11 protein-coding genes are annotated in these 16,281 nt (G+C 52.6%); 5 read left to right on the top strand and 6 right to left on the bottom strand.

Annotated elements, in window-relative coordinates; translation table 11 throughout:
- Positions 1-27: 27 nt before the first annotated feature.
- Positions 28-3,384 (bottom strand): transcription-repair coupling factor, encoded by a 3,357-nt coding sequence (gene mfd, locus HHO50_RS06760; protein ID WP_181305227.1) that lies wholly within the window; start codon positions 3,382-3,384, stop codon positions 28-30.
- 261 nt (positions 3,385-3,645) lie between these two features.
- On the bottom strand, positions 3,646-4,308 hold the full coding sequence (gene msrA / locus HHO50_RS06765; protein WP_181305228.1) for a peptide-methionine (S)-S-oxide reductase MsrA: 663 nt from the start codon (positions 4,306-4,308) through the stop codon (positions 3,646-3,648).
- Between the two features lie 140 nt (positions 4,309-4,448).
- On the opposite strand from msrA, the gene HHO50_RS06770 reads away from it, so the two are divergent.
- From HHO50_RS06770 to HHO50_RS06780, 3 genes are all read left to right on the top strand, one after another.
- A complete protein-coding gene (locus HHO50_RS06770; protein WP_181305229.1) occupies positions 4,449-4,718 on the top strand; it encodes a hypothetical protein in 270 nt (89 codons plus the stop codon).
- A gap of 179 nt (positions 4,719-4,897) precedes the next feature.
- On the top strand, positions 4,898-5,251 hold the full coding sequence (locus HHO50_RS06775; protein WP_181305230.1) for a hypothetical protein: 354 nt from the start codon (positions 4,898-4,900) through the stop codon (positions 5,249-5,251).
- Positions 5,252-6,017: 766 nt separating this feature from the next.
- The gene (locus HHO50_RS06780; protein ID WP_181305231.1) at positions 6,018-6,551 is read left to right on the top strand and encodes a ferritin; all 534 of its coding nucleotides are present in this window, start codon (positions 6,018-6,020) and stop codon (positions 6,549-6,551) included.
- Positions 6,552-6,615: 64 nt separating this feature from the next.
- Here HHO50_RS06780 and HHO50_RS06785 read toward each other — a convergent pair whose 3' ends face one another.
- From HHO50_RS06785 to HHO50_RS06800, 4 genes are all read right to left on the bottom strand, one after another.
- Positions 6,616-6,888 carry a ferredoxin gene (locus HHO50_RS06785; protein ID WP_181305232.1) on the bottom strand — a complete coding sequence of 91 codons (273 nt, stop codon included), beginning with the start codon at positions 6,886-6,888 and terminating at the stop codon, positions 6,616-6,618.
- 158 nt (positions 6,889-7,046) lie between these two features.
- On the bottom strand, positions 7,047-7,607 hold the full coding sequence (locus HHO50_RS06790; protein ID WP_181305233.1) for a hypothetical protein: 561 nt from the start codon (positions 7,605-7,607) through the stop codon (positions 7,047-7,049).
- Between the two features lie 1,203 nt (positions 7,608-8,810).
- Positions 8,811-12,353 carry a PKD domain-containing protein gene (locus HHO50_RS06795; protein ID WP_181305234.1) on the bottom strand — a complete coding sequence of 1,181 codons (3,543 nt, stop codon included), beginning with the start codon at positions 12,351-12,353 and terminating at the stop codon, positions 8,811-8,813.
- 108 nt (positions 12,354-12,461) lie between these two features.
- Positions 12,462-13,007, bottom strand: coding sequence for a YfiT family bacillithiol transferase (locus tag HHO50_RS06800; RefSeq protein ID WP_181305235.1), 546 nt, complete (start codon positions 13,005-13,007; stop codon positions 12,462-12,464).
- A gap of 606 nt (positions 13,008-13,613) precedes the next feature.
- Here HHO50_RS06800 and mutM point away from each other — a divergent pair.
- Entirely contained in the window at positions 13,614-14,429 is an 816-nt protein-coding gene (mutM, locus tag HHO50_RS06805; protein WP_181305236.1) for a DNA-formamidopyrimidine glycosylase, read from the top strand.
- A 206-nt stretch (positions 14,430-14,635) separates the two neighbouring features.
- A complete protein-coding gene (locus tag HHO50_RS06810) occupies positions 14,636-15,181 on the top strand; it encodes a hypothetical protein (protein WP_181305237.1) in 546 nt (181 codons plus the stop codon).
- Positions 15,182-16,281 lie beyond the last annotated feature (1,100 nt).

Raw genomic sequence — 16,281 nt, forward strand, 5'->3', positions numbered from 1 at the left:
TTTTGAAAAAGTGGCCCCAAAACAGATTTATGCCTGCATATCGGCAAAAATGCCTTTGGCTTGTTCCAGCGTGGAGACATCTTCTACGGTCACAATCAGCTTGTCTTTGGCTTCTTTCAGGCGGGAGCGCCGCGGGTGCTGCTGCACGTACTGCAAAATACGGCTAAAGGTTTCTGACTGGAAGAAGGCTTCATTGTTCATGCTGGGGATGTAGCCTTTGAGCGTATCTTTCTTGAGCGTAAGTTTCTCAAAACCCAGGTGGCAGGCTTCCCAGCGCATTTTCACAATGTTCACCAATTGGTCTACTTCGGGCGGCATCGGCCCAAAGCGGTCTACCATGCCCTCCACAATCTTCTCCAGGCTTTCCAGGTCTTTCACACGGTCTAGCTTGCTGTACATCTGCAACCGTTCAGAGATGTTGCTGATGTAAGAGTCTGGGATAAGGATTTCCAGGTCAGTTTCTACCGAACACTCGCGCACCGGTTCCAGCAGTTGATCGGCTTCCAGGTCTTTGAAGAACAGGTCGCGGAACTCGGTTTCCTTCAGCTCCTGCACGGCCTCGTCCAGAATCTGGTGGTAGGCCTCAAAGCCCAGGTCGTTGATGAAGCCGCTCTGCTCGCCGCCCAGCATGTTGCCCGCCCCGCGGATGTCCAGATCGCGCATGGCAATCTTGAAGCCTTCGCCCAGATCTGAGAATTCCTCCAGGGTGCTCAGGCGCTTGCGGGCATCGGACGGTAGTCCGGAAACGGGCGGCGTTAACAGATAGCAGTACGCTTTCTTGTTGGAACGGCCCACGCGCCCGCGCATCTGGTGCAAATCGCTCAGGCCAAACATGTGCGCCCGGTTGATGAGGATGGTGTTGGCGTTGGGAATGTCCAGCCCGCTTTCAATGATGTTGGTACTTACCAGCACGTCATAATGGCCTTCCACGAAGCGCATCATCCGTTTCTCCAACTCCTCGGGATCCATCTGGCCGTGGGCGTACGTCACCTTGGCATCGGGCACCAGTTTGAGAATGAGGTTGGCCATTTCCTCTATGTCTGAGATGCGGTTGTGCACAAAGAAAACCTGGCCTTTGCGCTTGAGTTCATACGCCACGGCGTCTCTGATGAGAACATCATCAAACACGTGCAATTCGGTCTGTACCGGCTGGCGGTTGGGCGGCGGCGTGGCAATCACCGAAAGGTCACGGGCCCCCATCAAGGAGAAGTGCAGCGTACGCGGAATAGGCGTGGCGGTGAGCGTGAGCGTGTCTACGTTCACCTTGATTTCCTTCAGCCTATCCTTCGTTTTTACCCCGAATTTCTGTTCTTCGTCAATAATCAGCAGGCCCAGGTTTTTGAACTTCACGTCTTTGCTGGCGAGGCGGTGCGTGCCAATGAGGATATCGGTTTTGCCTTCGGCCACTCTTGACAACGTTTCCTTTATCTGTTTGGTGGTTTTGAAACGGTTGATGTACTCCACGTTCACCGGAAAGGCTTCCAGCCGATCTCGGAAGGTTTTGTAGTGCTGCATGGCCAGAATGGTGGTAGGCACCAGCACGGCTACCTGCTTGCCGTCACAGGCCGCTTTGAACGCAGCCCGTATAGCCACTTCGGTTTTTCCGAAGCCCACGTCGCCGCAGACCAGCCGATCCATGGGGTGCGGCTGTTCCATGTCGTTCTTTACGTCTTCGGTGGCTTTGCCCTGGTCTGGCGTGTCTTCGTAAATAAACGAGGATTCCAATTCGGCCTGTAGGAAACCATCTCTTGTAAACGCGTAACCGGGGGCTTTTTTGCGTTTGGCGTACAAAGAAATGAGTTCGGCGGCAATGTCTTTGACCTTGCTCTTGACTTTCTTTTTCTTGTTTTCCCATTCCGGCGAGCCCAGTTTGCTCATGGTGGGTGGGGTGCCTTCTTTGCCGGTGTACTTGCTGATTTTGTGGAGCGAGTGAATGCTCACGTACAGCAGATCGTCGTCGCGGTAAATGAGCCGGATGGCTTCCTGCAACCGGCCGCCCACCTCTACTTTTTCCAGGCCCGCAAAGCGGCCAATGCCGTAGTCCATGTGCGTGACGTAGTCGCCGGGTTTAAGGGTGCGGAGCTCCTTTAGGGTAAGCGCTTTGGATTTGGAGTAGCCTTCGCGGGTTTTGTGCTTGTAGAAACGCTCAAACAGTTGGTGGTCTGTGTAGCAGACCAGCTTTACTAGATCATCCACAAAACCTTCGCGCAGTGCCAGCATCAAGTGATGGAACCGCACGTCATGGTCTAGTTCGTCAAAGATGGTGGTTAATCTATCGGCTTGGCGGGGAGATTCCGCCGCAATGACGTTCACGTAGCCGTTGCTTTGGTTCTCATGCAGGTTGCTGACCAGCCGCTGGAAATCTTTGTTGAACGAGGGCTGCGGATGCGCCTGAAACTGCACTACCTCGGCATTCCTAAAGTTGAACCGTTTGCCGAATTCTACCAGCGTGAACGTTTCCAGGGCCTTTTTGAAAGACTTGCCCGATTCAAACAGATCCTCGGGGTTGGAGACAATCTGCATGCCCGCGCTGGCCTCCAGCATCTCCTTAAATGACTGCTCGGCTTTCTCAAAAGACTCGGTTACCACGTCTACCGCCTGCCGGTAATCTTTGACCCAGACAATGCTGTCTGCCGGAATAAAGTCCAGAAACGACTCGCGGGTTTCCTGCAGCAGTTTGGTCTGCACGTTGGGGATGATGGAAATCTGCTTTTTCTGCTCCACGGAGAGCTGCGTGTTGGGGTCAAACGTTCTGATGCTCTCAATCTCATCGCCGAACAGCTCCAGCCGGAACGGCAATTCATTGGCATACGAGAACACGTCCACAATGCCCCCGCGCACGGCGAACTGCCCAGCCTCGTACACGAAATCGGTGCGTTCAAAGTCGTAGCTGGCCAGCATCTCGGTGAGGAAATTCACGTCCAGTTTCTCGCCTACTTTCGCGCCCAGCGTGTTCGCCACCAGTGATTTTTTGTTGATGACTTTCTCCGTAAGGGCCTCGGGGTACGTGACAATCATGGCCCCGGCTCCGGCGCGGTTGTTCAGGCGGTTGAGCACCTCGGCGCGCAGCAGGATGTTGGCGTTCTCGGTATGGTCAAACTGGTAGGCCCGTTTGTAAGAGCTGGGGAAGAGGAGCACTTCCTGTTCCTGGGCCAGCAGGTTGAAAAGGTCGCTGTAGAAATAAGCGGCTTCTTCGCGGTCATGCAGGACGAACAGGTGCGTGCCGGGCTGCATGGTCTGTAACGCCGACGCCACTACGGCATCTAAGCTGCCCACCAGTCCTTTTAGTTGTATATGTTGCGGTTCAGGAGTCTGCAGGCGTTGGGCCACGGTTTGCACCACGGGATCTTGCCGGTACAGCTCCAAAAATTGAGTTGCTTTCAAGGGTACGTCTTTTCTAGGAAAACAGGGGCAAAGCTAGCCATTCTAGTTGTTAGTTTTTAGTTATCAGTTGTTAGTTGTTAGTAAGATCGCGGGTGTAACGGTCATTCTAAAAAGCATCGCTTAAATCCGCTAAACCACTACATCTAGGTTCTGACACCTGTGAGGCCTCCACCGTTTTCGGGCTGTTTTCAGGAAAACAGCCCGAAAACAGGTCTCCTTCTCCTCCCTAAGATCTAACAACTAAAAACTGACAACTGACAACTACTGCCCGTCCTTCAACTTGCCTTCCATCTGCTTCTTGAACTTCTCTACTTTAGGGGTGGAGACGGCGCGCATGTAGGGGTTGTTGGGGTTGTGGCGGTAAAAGTCCTGGTGCTCTTCCTCGGCGGGGTAGAACTCTTTTAGCGCAGCTACTTCGGTGACAATGGGAGCCTGGAAGGCGCGGGTGGCGTTCAGTTTCTGTAGGTACGCGTCAATCTGGGCTTTTTCCTCTGGGGTGCGGTAGAAGATGGCCGAGCGGTACTGGGTGCCTTCATCGGGGCCCTGGCGGTTGAGGGTGGTAGGGTCATGGGCGGCGAAGAAGGCTTCCAACAGGGTTTGGTAAGAGACTACCTGGGGGTCATAGTAGATCTGGACGGCCTCGGCGTGGCCGGTGAGGCCGGTGGTTACCTGCTCGTACGTGGGGTTCTTGGTAGAACCGCCGGTGTAGCCCGAGATTACTTCGTGCACGCCTTTCAGTTTCTCGGCGGCTTCCTCGGTACACCAGAAACAACCTCCGGCGAAGGTGGCCACTGAGAGGCTGTCACGGGAGACAGGGGTTTGTTGGGCGGCGGTAGAACTGGAGGCGGCTTGTTTTTCTTTCCGGCTTTGGGCGCAGGAAGTGAAACCCAGTAAAAGTATGAAGGCGAAAAGGAGAAGTCTCATAGAAGTTTAACGGACAAGTACGGGCAAAGAGGTATAACCGTGAAAGTACGGTAGAAGTTTCGGGAGGAAGGGCGGCGGGGCAGGTAACTTTTTGGGGTATGGCGGGTACAAAAAGAAGTAAACCAAACGCATGAAACATTATGTCAGAATCAGCGAAAACCACCACCGACCATGACACCATCCGGAAATGGGCCGAGGCCCGCGACGGCAAGCCCGCCTCCGTCAAAGGCACCGGCGACGGAGACGAGGCGGGTCTGCTCCGCATCAATTTTCCCGGTTACGCCGAGGACAACCTGGAGGACATCAGCTGGGAAGAGTTCTTCGAGAAATTTGAGGAAAAGAAACTGGCTTTCCTGTACCAGGATGAGAAAGACAGCCGCTTCTCTAAGTTAGTGAGCCGCGCTAAATAGCCTTTGTGGTGAAATCTGTGAGCGCGTTTCTGGGCTGTTTTAAAGGAAACAGCCCAGAAACGCGCTTTTTGGTAGGCAATAAGGAAAAATGAGAAATATCATCCTCTTTTATTTGGACTAATTCTAAACTGAACCTAATTTTGTATCGTTCCCTTTGAGCAGATCAGTAGAATTGCCCTATGCCTACCCCTCAAAACCTACAAGAGCTATTCCGTACTATTTACGGCGCTGTCTACCAGTGTAACTGTTACAACTGCTATTTTGTGGAGTTTGCCGGCGGCATGTCGCCTTTCAAGGTGAAGGACTTTCTGGATCTAAAGCAGCACGTAGACGCCATCAATGTAGCCGAAATGGTGAAAGACCCCTCGCGTGCCTCAGATGTGCATGTATTGATGCCGTACCGTTCTGAGCGTTGTTTCGTGCTTACCCTTACGGATGTGCTGCACTTCCAGGAACTGTTGCAGGGAGCCCGGGCCATGATGTCTTTGAACAGCATTCTGTATGAGTGTTTGTATGCCCCGGTGGTGTACTAGTTGTTTGATTTCCCCTTTGGCTTGCTTTATGGCCTCAACTTCCTTTCTATAAGTAATCCTTCTTTTGATTCACTTTGTGCCCACGTTTAGTGCTTTCTTTTGCTGTGCGTAGAGTTAGCACCAGCGCTCTACGCACGTAGTGGACAGCCAATCTCCTGATTGGCGAAACGGGTAAACTGATTACTTCCTAACTTTCTACTCCCAGACTCTGGACTCAGGACTCGCTCTGCGCACGTTTGCCAGGTTGGTGCTTGCTGTTCAACCTAACCACAAGAATGGAGAAGCCCTGAACCCGCTGCCGCTCAGACAGGCGGTGCTTCAGGAAGGTACCACCCGGTAAAAGCCTTCCGTTCCATAGGGAGCTTGGGTTATTGCTGTCTGGACTGCCGCTGCTTGCGCTTCCCCTCGCTTCGGGCTACGCAGGCGGCCCTCCGCTGGGGAAGGCGCAGGTGAGCTTATTACTGCTTGTTCTGCTGCAATATCTTCATCGTCCTGCGGACGGGAAAGAGGTTGGCATTTGTGATAATTCCCCTCCTTGCAGGGCTAGGGGTGGGTGGCCGTTTTTGCCCTCCTTTTCTGAAAAACAGGTATAAAACGAAACGGCTTCTATCTTACCGGCAACATTGCAGCACGATCTCCATCTCTGAATTTAGACTGAATCTGTATTAGGGCAAATCTGGTAATCTGAAGAACCAATAACCGCTTTTACCGGTATATTTGAGTTAAGGTGCTTATCTGAAGCAACCTCTTAACAGAGATAGAAACCATGAAAGATTTATTGAGACTGCGTACCTCTCTTTCAGAAGAAATAGAAACGCTCTTAAACGAACAGATAAAAGTAGAAGCCCATTCTTCGGCCACGTATTTAGCCATGTCCTCTTGGTGCAACCGCCAGGGGTTTGACTACAGCGCCGATTATTTCATGAAGCAAAGCCACGAAGAGCGCGAGCACATGCTGAAGCTCTTCAACTTTGTGAGTGATTTGGGCGGGCACGCGCTTTCGCCGGAGGTGGTAAACGTTCCGCAGGAGTTTGACTCATTCAGAGATGTGTTTGAGAAGGCACTGCAGCAGGAGATTTTCGTGACCCAGCAGTTCAACCGTTTGGCTGACCAATGCATGAAGTCCCGGGATTTTATGACCTTCCAGTTTCTGCAGTGGTTCCTGAAAGAGCAGGTAGAAGAGGAATATGTGGCCCGCCGCGCCCTGGAACTGTTTGACGTGATTGGCGAAGAAGGTACCGGCCGTTGGGAGATTGACAAGAACGTGCGCAAAATCAAGTACGACAACGATGGCGAATAGACCCTGGATGGGACTAGCCGGATAAAAGAAAATCACCTCGGGCCCGTAAGCCTGAGGTGATTTTTTATGGGCCCACCACCTGTTCCCGGAACACTTGCATGATCTGTGCCTCGCTCATGTCATGCAGCCAGATGTTCTGGGGCTGTATGCTGAAAATGGGGCCGTGCTTGCACCGGTCGGTACAGTCGGTTTTAATGATCTCTACTTCGTCTTGCAAGCCCGCCATCTTCAGCTGGTCGCGCATGGTTTTGCGGATTTCTTTGCCGCCGCGTTTCTGGCATTTGCCGCTTCCGCAGGCGTAAATAACCTGGCGGGGGTTTGTTGGGTATTTACTCATAGTGTGCCTTAATGCTCTCTTTTCCTTTGTACGGACACTGGCCGGAATAGCTGCCTTCCCTTTGCTGAACAGGTTTTTACCCATCCCCCAAAGCCGGCCCGTTTTTAAGCCGATTTCTGAAAAACAGCCCAAAAAGGGAGCAAGGGTTGGGGAGATACTTATTCTGCGTATGCTTTTTGTTGGCGTCGCATCTTGAAAATCTGCCAGATGTAGAGCAAGATGCCCAGGGCCAGCGAGGCATAAATGGCATAGGTGAGAAGTCCACTGTTTTCCTTCGCCACAATGTCTTTGCCCGTGAAAAAGGCGATGTTCTTGGCCGGGGCGCTCAGGCCGTAAAGTCTGCGTACACCGCCGTTTTCCAGCACGTCTTCCCGGCCACTGTATTCTACCCGCAGGCGGTCGCCGGGTTTGATGGCGGCTTTGAAAGCAGCGGTGTCAAAGGTGGCTTCCTCCAGGGGAGAGAGTTCAAAGCGCTCGGCAAATTCCTTGAGCCAGAGGCCGTAATCTTTTTCCCCTTCGGGTGTTTTCTTGAAAGAGTAATTGATAAGGGTTCCTTCCTGTACCACCAGGTCTTGGGCCTGCTTTACCTCCTGCGTCAGGTTTTTGTAAATGAGCAGGCCCAAACCCAGAATAATCAGGAGAATGGCGGGCATAAACTGGCCTGAGACAGGCAATGGGAAAGTAGGAACGCCTAATGTGCGTCTACCGCGTCTTGACATAGTATGCTTGAAATTAGATAAAGGTCTAAAAGTATTAAAACTATGCCGGGAATAGAAGAGTTCGTTTCTTGGCAGTCTTGGAAAAGTAATCAGAAGGACAAAGAAAGTTTCTTCGGGCTGGACGTATACCTCTCTTGGTTTAGCCTCTGCCTAGGATTGGCTTTTGTAGGATGATTAGCGGGTGCACGCCTTTCGCTGTTCCCTTGGCTTGTGCGCTTGTTGCGTGGGTGCAGGGCTGTATTGTTCCAGCTCTGGCGGTAAGCGCTCACGGCCGCGGGGCCCCGTCTTCCCCTCTCGCACTGCCCTTTCGGCCTGAGAAGTCCTTTGCTCTTAGTAGCTGTCCATTCAAGGCCAAAAGCGAGGCGCGCTCGGGGAAGACTGGAACTGGGAAAGTAAGTAGTAGCAGGCAGTTATTATACCCAATCCCGCTCTTCCGGAGTTCCACTCCGGAAGCAACCTGCCGGGGAGTTCTACTCCCCTTCTCCTGCAACACCTGCCCGTGGTTCCCGGCGGAGTGGAACTCCGCAGCAGACAGGTTCGGGAGTAGAACTCCCGAACAGCAAGGTAATAGAAGGAGGTGGTAGCGGTGATACCAACTTGTGTTTACGTCCTTCTAAGTACGGAGACGGCATTGCGTTATACTCTTTGTCCTCCTGGAAGGATCTTGTGGGCGAACTAGAATAGCTTTGATGGAGCGCTATTGCCGTTCGCCACCAAGATCCTCCCAGGAGGAAGATAAGCAAAGTAAGTCAAGCTAATTTTGGCCGCATAATTAGCAGTTATTGGTTGTAATGCCTGTATTACCCTGTAAAGGCTTATACCCTTCCTCGGAGGGGTCTCATCTTACAGGGGAAGAACAGCTTGAGCCGCCTTTCTCCCGTTCTGTCGGGGGGGCAGGACGGGAGAAAAGCGGGTTGGTGCGTTTTAGGTGCGTTTTCCGCAAAACAGGCCCAAAACGCGCAAACCACCATCCCCGCTCTTTCGGTGGTGGAACTCCGCAGCAGACAGGTCAGGCCCGGACAGCGGCATCAGCAGAAGTTTCTCCAGAAGATGGGGAAGGTTTTACTCTCCAAGATCTCCTTCAAAGGGCACGGATCATACAATAATGGTATTAGTTTAAGATGTAGACAAAGTGCCGGGACGTCGCAGGTAGCCCACATTCGCGGGACGCGACCATTGTTTTCCTAAAAATACCAATTCTCTTTACCTGAGAATCTCTACCCAGCCTTTGGCGCTGTTGCCTTCGGTGTCTTTTAAGATGTAGAAATACGAGCCTTCAGAGAGGTTGCCGCCGTCCCACTTCTGGTTGTAGATTTTCTCCTGGTGCACCTCTTTTCCCCAGAGGTTGTACACCGTCAACTCCGTAGGGAAACAGCTGAAATGCTGCACGAAGGTTTCGTTTTTGTCATCGCCGTTGGGCGTGAAGATATTGGGGATAAACGGAGGGGCCACCACCACGGCACCTACCTCTATGGTTTCCTGGCAACCGTTGCCGTAGGTGGCCACCAAGGTGACTTTATATGAGCCCGGGGTTTTGTACAGGTGCCTTGGGGTGGGTTCATTAGACTGCGTACCATCCCCGAAATGCCAGATAAAGCCAGTGGCATTGGTGGTGCCGTTGGAGAAAGCAGCATTGAAAGGGGCGTAGCCCGAAATGGCTGGATTGTCTTGGCAGGTATTGGCCAACTGCGCTTCCATGGTGGGTCTGGGGGGCAGATTAATGAGCTTGGCGTCAGAAACCACGCAAGGGTCTGTAATGGCATAGGAAACCTTGATGGCTCCTGAGTAACCTGCCGGGGGCGTGAACAGGCCCGTGGGCGAAACGCCGGTGCCGCTCCAGGTGCCACCGGCTACATTCGCGCGAAGCTGGAAAGGGGTGAGATTGCCGGGGCACAGGGTAGTGTCTGGGCCAATCTCCACCACCGGCAGGTAAACCTCTATGGCTTGGGTGACAGAGCCGCAGAAGCCATTGGTGCCATCGCTGGTGTAGGTAACCACATGCTTGCCCACGCCCGCCACAGAAGGCGTGAAGGTGGAACCCGTTACCCCTTTCCCCGAGAAAACGCCCCCGGCCGGGGAACCGATTAGCTGTACCGGCACCGTTGAAGTAGCGCAGTACCTAGGCTCTGGAACCGAAAGGGTATGGGGCATGGGCGGCGTCACGTTCATGACCATGGTATTGGAAATGGAGCAGGCACCGGTTCCGGTAACGGTATACGTAAGCGTGCGGGCACCAATCAATGCAGAGGTGGGAGTGAACCGATAGATGCCATTGGTGGAAGAAACGCCGTCGCCCGACCAGACTCCGCCAATAGGCGTGCCCTTCAGAACAAGTGACAGGGCATGCGCGCATATTTCCTGGTCAGGGCCCGCGTCGGCCCGCAGTTCTTCGGCGAAGTCAAATTTAAACGAGGCATTGTTGCAGTTAAGGCTGTTGTTGTCTTTGGAGTAGAAGTTAGCCCCGGGCGGCATGGGGAAGTTGGAACGGCCCTGGCAGCCGCCGCACACAGCCTGGTACACGTAGCCTTTCTTGTCGAACCGGCTGGTGCCGCCGTCTACGTGCTCGTAACTACCACCGCCCACCGCCTGGTTACCGCCGTAGAAGGTGGCGTAGAGCAGTTGTTTGGCATCGGTGCCTAATTGCATGAGGTAGAAGTCGCCGCCGTCGGTGGTGGTTTGCGCGGCGTCAGAGGTGGTGGGGAGGCCGGTGGTGGTACCGTTGCCGTATACCCCTCCGTTGTTGTTGCCGCCCCAGCCCGAGACATAAATGCGCTGGCAGTCATCTACCAGAAAAGCGGTGGGCGAAAGGTCAATGGTATTGCGGCCCGTTCCAAACGCGGTAGACCAGGCGGTGGCGGAAAGGTCATTGCTCAGTTTATGCAGGAACTGTCGGCCATTGTTGTTCCGGTAGGTGCCGCTGGTCACCGGATAGTTGCCCAAAGTCTGGCCAAACAAATACACGTTATTGGTGGCATCTAACTGCAGAAAATACGTCTGGTCATACGCCGAAGTTCCCAGGAAAGTAGCTGCCATAATGGAAGTTCCCGCCGGATTGATTTTGAGCACGAAGCCGTCTGTATTGCCCGAGGAGGTTGGTTTCAACCCGTTGGCAGTGCCGGGCAGGGTAGTGCTGGTGGTGCCTCCGCAGACGTACACCTGCCGGTTCTGGTCTAGCTGTATGGAATAGGCCGCGTCTATGCCCGTGCCCCCGTAAAAGCTAGACCACACCACGCGGCTTAAGTCTGGGGAAAGCTTGCTCACCACGGCATCATGCGTGCCGCCGTGCATCTGGGAGCGGAAACCGTTCTGGGCCGGAAAGTCTGAGGAAGAGGTATTGGAGGCAATGTACACGTTGCCGTCTGGGTCTGTGCTAATATCACCGCGGTATTGGTCGCCGTAGTTCTGCACCAAGGTAGGGGTGGTGGTAAGCCGGGGCAAAAGGCCATCGTTCTGACTGCCGCCCAGAAAGGTAGACGCCAGCAACTGGTCTCCGGTGCTGCTGAGGCGCGTGATGACCAGGTCTGAGCCCCTGGAATAGGCCGGGTTCCCGCCTGCGCCCAGAGGGGCGATGTAAGGGCCGCCCTTGAACGTTCGGCTGAACGCATTCTGGGAAGTGGGGTAGTCTGCAGAACTGGTAGTGCCCAGCACCAGAAGCTCATCGGCGGCATTCACCACCAGGCTATGAGGCGTCTCGGTATCGCTGCCCCCCAGGTAGGTGGCATACAGCCGCGCCGCCGGGCCGCTGACCTTGGTGGTGTACTTGATGATGGCGATGTCCCAGAAACCGTTGAAATCTGTGTTGAAGGCGCCCATGGTGGTAGGATACCCAATACTGGACGCGATGCCCCCGGAATACATGTTGCCCTGGCTGTCATAGGTGGCGGTGTAGCCCCAGTTGTCGGCGGTGGAGCCCGTGAACGAGGAAAATTCCACCACGGGGTCAATCACCAGCGGGTGCTGGGAGTTGTAGCCTTCGGGAAACTGAAAGGAGAGCGTTTGGCCGGTGAGTTGGTACTGGCAGGGAACCGTTACGCGTTGGTTCTGCACCAGTTGGTAGGCCACCGGTTGGTGCTCTATTACGTCTCCCACCGAGGTTTCCAGGCGCAGGTTTCCGTTCTGCAGAGACAACCGGGTAACTCCTTTATAGGTAAGTTTGATTTGTTCTGGCGACGTGCCCGGGGCCACATGAAGGTCATATTTCAGTTTTCCGCCTTGTTCATAGAGGGCCAGGTCAACCCCGTGGTAGAGACTTTGGTAGCGCACCTGCCGGAAACCCCTGGCCCCAGTACCCCATTTTTTAGGGTCTTTGCCCAGGTAATAATTCCGGGTTCCTTCCGTGGCTTCCTGCGGCTGCAAGGCGGGGGCAGGGTTGGCATTCTCAAAGGTCACCGAATAAGCGTGATTTCTGACGATAGAAGAGGGGCCTATAGTACGCTGAGTGGGGGCGTCCGTCTCCTGGGAATGCCCGTGCTTTCTGTTAGTGCTTGCCGAATCGCGCAGCGCATACACAAACCCGGTGGGCTGCAGAAATAGCTTGCCGCCCGGTACCTCAGCGGCGAAGGCCACCTGTTTAGGCCACTGCCCCTTGTTCTCCACAAACTCCAGCGAGCGGGTGTCATTTAGGTTGAGGCGGGAAACGCCCGCCTCTGCTGGCACCGGCACCGTTACCGGCGCGGGCGCATCCAGGAAGAACTGAAGCAGAGTCCAGAAGGCAGAGGCAATAAAAAGAGGCGCAGGCAGATACATCGTCAGAAAGAGAAACTTCTGACTAAATTAAACAAATTTTTCTTAGATTTCTACTGGGCTGCGGCCCTTGTTTTTGGGCTGATTTCAGAAAACAACGCTGAAAACCAATTACCAGCCCATTCTCTCCCTTAAAGATAGAATATGCCCCACGTGGTGCTCTCCATGCCAGGCGTACAAACCCGCGGCCTGAAACAAATACGTTTCGCCGCTTTGGGGGTGGAAGTAAGACCGGTGCCACTCTTCCATGCAGAGCGAGCGCAACAGAATAATCCAGCGCTGGTGCAATGATTCCAGTATTTGCAACGAGAGCGCGGGGTCTGCCCAGCGGGCATCCTGCAAGTACGCCCAGGAAGACTCCTCGTAGGGTTTAACCACGGGGCAATCCTCGGTCAGTGCCAGCCGGAAACGGCTGTAGGTATTGATGTGGCTGTCGGCTAAATGGTGCACCACCTGGCGCAGCGACCAGCCGCCGGGGCGGTAGGGCGTGTCCAGTTGCTCGTCTGACAAGTCTTTGATGGCCGCGCGCAGGTTGGCCGGAAGTGCCTCAATAGCCGTAAGCGATTGTTTCACGAAGGCTGACCGGTACAAAGGCGGGGCTTCATACCGGCCCACCGGGTAGCGCAAAAGTTCCAGGGGTAAAGTGGTTGTTTCCATTCAGAAGAGGGTACAGGTCTTAAGAGCTTGTCTGAAGTTTGGTGCCGTCAACGGCCATGGAAAACGCAGGTTCTTGCCATGGCTGTTGACGGCACCAAAAACAAAGTTTAAACGCGCTCTAAACAAATCTAACGAAATAGAACTTTCTTGGCTGCGTTTTTCGCCTGTATTTTTAAAACTACCCCCAAACAAAGATGCCAAAGGCTTTCTGAAAGGCGCGTACGCTACCCGCAGACCCCCGGCACTGAACAGGAAAGCGGTGCTGAATTGGGACTGCTAAGTACAAAGACAGACTTACTTTGTCCTATTTGTCCTCCTGGCAGGGTCTTGTGGGCGAACTAGAATAGCTTTGATGGGGCGCCGTTGCCGTTCGCCACCAGGATCCTTCCAGGAGGACAACAAGAAAAGTAAGTCAAACTAATTTTGTCCGCATACTTATTTGAAAAAGAGATGAGAAACGAGGTTGTCTTCTGCTCGCTCATTTAAGAGGTGGCTGCTCCATCTGCCTTTGCGCGTAACAATGCACCGCCTCTGCCAGTTGAAGCAATGGTACCTGTTTTTAACCTTGTTTCTGTAAAACAGCCCTAAAACGAGAACCCTTTCGCCATGCCAGAGTTACCCGAGGTAGAAACCTACCGCCGCTTCATTGACGAGACTAGCCTGTACCAGCCCATTGCCGAAATTGAGGTGCAAGACCCCAAACGGCAGCTACAGGTAGACCTGGACGATTTCAGGAGGGCTTTGTTGGGCAATCAGTTCACGGGAACCAACCGCATTGGCAAACAACTTTTCCTGCTCACCGCCAACGGCCCTATGGTGACCATGCACTTCGGGATGACCGGCGACGTGGCTTTTTACCGTGCCGAAGCCGATACGCCGCGCTTTGCCCGGGCAGTGTTCCATTTCCAGAGCGGTTTCAGGTTTGCGTTTGTTGACTCCCGTAAGTTTGGCAGAATTGGGCTCACCCCAAGCGTAGAGGCGTTCCGGCAGCAGAAGAAGCTGGGCCCCGATGCGCTCACCCTTTCCACCGAGGAACTGACCCAAGGCCTGGCCAAAAAGAAGTCGGCCATTAAACCGCTGCTGCTGGATCAACGCATTGCGCCCGGCGTAGGCAACTGGATTGCCGACGAGGTGCTGTTCCAGGCCCAACTGGAGCCCGAACGCTCCGCCCTCTCCCTCTTACCTGCCGAGATTGACCGGCTGGCCACCTCCATCAGGGAAGTGCTGGAAACCGCCATCGCCGCCGAAGCCATTTACCGCGATTTTCCTTCGCACTACCTCATCCACGCCCGCGAATGGGATGAAGCACCGGTGGCCACTACTCCCAACGCCCACCTCAATTGCCCCCGCTGCCAGAGGCTCATTCAGAAGAAGTATGTAGGCGGCCGCGCTACGTATTTCTGCCCCCATTGCCAACAATAGAAGAGGAAGGCATGTCCTTTTGGGAAAAGCTATGCAAAAACTGCTGGGCTTCTTTGTTGGATGCTTATTTTTAAATATAGTATATTCGGTAGTCCAATTACGGTTATCTGTCAAAAACGGGTGTAAACCGTATGTTTGGAAGTAGTTATAAAGTACAGATAAGCGTAGGTGGTACGTTTAGCAACAAGTTGGGCAAAATGTAAATTATGGGACTTGTTAAGAGTTATTCAATCGAAGGAGCCAATCTAGTATTAACAGAAAGTTTGTTCTGGTCATTTGAAGCGAATCGACATGACTCTATTCGGACTTGGACACTTCTGAACTTTGATAAAGCTTCCATAACTACTGAAGACCTCGAAAAGCTGGTTGACTACCAGGAAGATGCCGACTTTGAAGAAAAAATAAATTCGGGTAAAAAACAGCTTTCAATTAGTACCTACCTATACCAAAGTGAGTATAGAATCATATGTGATGATATAGTTTCGGAGATAAGGCCATATAATTCAGAAGAACTGACTGATATTATATTGAAACACCAACTACATTCTACCGACGACAACCGAAAAATCATCAATTACTCTCAATTCATTGGTCATTTGAAAGATTTCTTAGAAAATGAAAGAGTAAAAAAAGAAAGAATATTGGTGCAATCTCAAACGCCAGAATCAGAAGCAGTATTAAAAGCCAAGGCTAAACTGGGCCTAATAACACAGCTCATGAATCTTATTACAGAATTTGAGCATAAAAAATAAAAACACTTTGCCCAACATTGTGCAAACATCATGCTTCGGCCGACGGCCTAGCACGTTGTTTGCACGAGGCCGTTGGCAAAAATTTAAAGAATGAAGAACTGCTCTTCTCGCATAGCAGAAAAAGAAATCGGCAAAAGCGGCAGAAGTAAAAAAATAGAAATCAGCTAAAGAAAAAGTTAGCTTTCAAAAAGTTGGGAACGCTCACCGGCTTCGACCTGGAAAATTGAAAAGGAATTGACGTGGCGTTTGAGCAAATGAATTTATCTTCAATGCGTGCAGACCGATTTTCGAAATGCGTTTTCGGCCTCGTTTTCGGAAATGAAGCCAAAAACGTGGAATCAGAAAAACCAGAAAACTCCGATTTCGCGATTAGCGGCTCTTTTTGCCAAAACAGGCCAAAAACATAAAAAGCGGCAGAATAAACAAAGAAAAACTTTTGCCAACATTGTGTAAAAATCATGCGTCGGCCGACGGCCTAGCACATTTTTTACACGAGTCCGTTAGCCAAAATTTAAAGAATGAAGAACCGCTCTCGCTTTGCAGAAAAAACATCGGCAAGAGTAGCAGAAGCCGAAAGTGAAATCCGACAAAAGTTTGGATTAGCTTCTCCAGAGTTGGGAACGCTCCCCGACTTCGACCTGAAAAGGAGGAATTGACGTTGCGTTTGCGCAAAAAGAATTTCTCGGCAACGCGTGCAAAGCGACGGACGGACTTGCGTTTTCGGCCTGTTTTTCCGAAATCAGGCCAAAAGCGGGCGACATGAAAAGAAAAGAATCGCGCTCGGCAAGCTGTTTTCGGCTTCGTTTTCTGAAATCAGGCAAAAAGCAGAAAGAAGACGAGCAGTCTTTGCAGAAAAAAACTAGACCTAACAACGTGTAAACCCCACCTCGGCCGACGGCCTGCGGCGTCGTTTACACCAGTACGAAATCTATGATGAAAGCAAGGGTTTCGCTCTAAATAATATTCAATCTCACCTCATAGGGAGTTCCTCTTTTGACAACGGCCACTGCTTGATGCAGTAGCTTATTTCTTACGGCATTTAAGACGCTCATTTTGCTCTTGCCCTCCCTGACTTTCCTTTCAAAGTAAGTCCTCATCTC

This window comes from Rufibacter sp. XAAS-G3-1, assembly GCF_013623775.1.
In the GTDB taxonomy this organism is placed as follows: Bacteria; Bacteroidota; Bacteroidia; order Cytophagales; family Hymenobacteraceae; genus Nibribacter.

Coding starts and splice junctions, on each gene's coding strand:
- HHO50_RS06780 (WP_181305231.1), top strand. CDS start 6,018: ATGAAAGATTTATTGAGACTGCGTACCTCTCTTTCAGAAGAAATAGAA.
- HHO50_RS06810 (WP_181305237.1), top strand. CDS start 14,636: ATGGGACTTGTTAAGAGTTATTCAATCGAAGGAGCCAATCTAGTATTA.
- msrA (WP_181305228.1), bottom strand. CDS start 4,308: ATGAGACTTCTCCTTTTCGCCTTCATACTTTTACTGGGTTTCACTTCC.
- HHO50_RS06800 (WP_181305235.1), bottom strand. CDS start 13,007: ATGGAAACAACCACTTTACCCCTGGAACTTTTGCGCTACCCGGTGGGC.
- HHO50_RS06785 (WP_181305232.1), bottom strand. CDS start 6,888: ATGAGTAAATACCCAACAAACCCCCGCCAGGTTATTTACGCCTGCGGA.
- HHO50_RS06770 (WP_181305229.1), top strand. CDS start 4,449: ATGTCAGAATCAGCGAAAACCACCACCGACCATGACACCATCCGGAAA.
- HHO50_RS06795 (WP_181305234.1), bottom strand. CDS start 12,353: ATGTATCTGCCTGCGCCTCTTTTTATTGCCTCTGCCTTCTGGACTCTG.
- HHO50_RS06775 (WP_181305230.1), top strand. CDS start 4,898: ATGCCTACCCCTCAAAACCTACAAGAGCTATTCCGTACTATTTACGGC.
- mutM (WP_181305236.1), top strand. CDS start 13,614: ATGCCAGAGTTACCCGAGGTAGAAACCTACCGCCGCTTCATTGACGAG.
- HHO50_RS06790 (WP_181305233.1), bottom strand. CDS start 7,607: ATGTCAAGACGCGGTAGACGCACATTAGGCGTTCCTACTTTCCCATTG.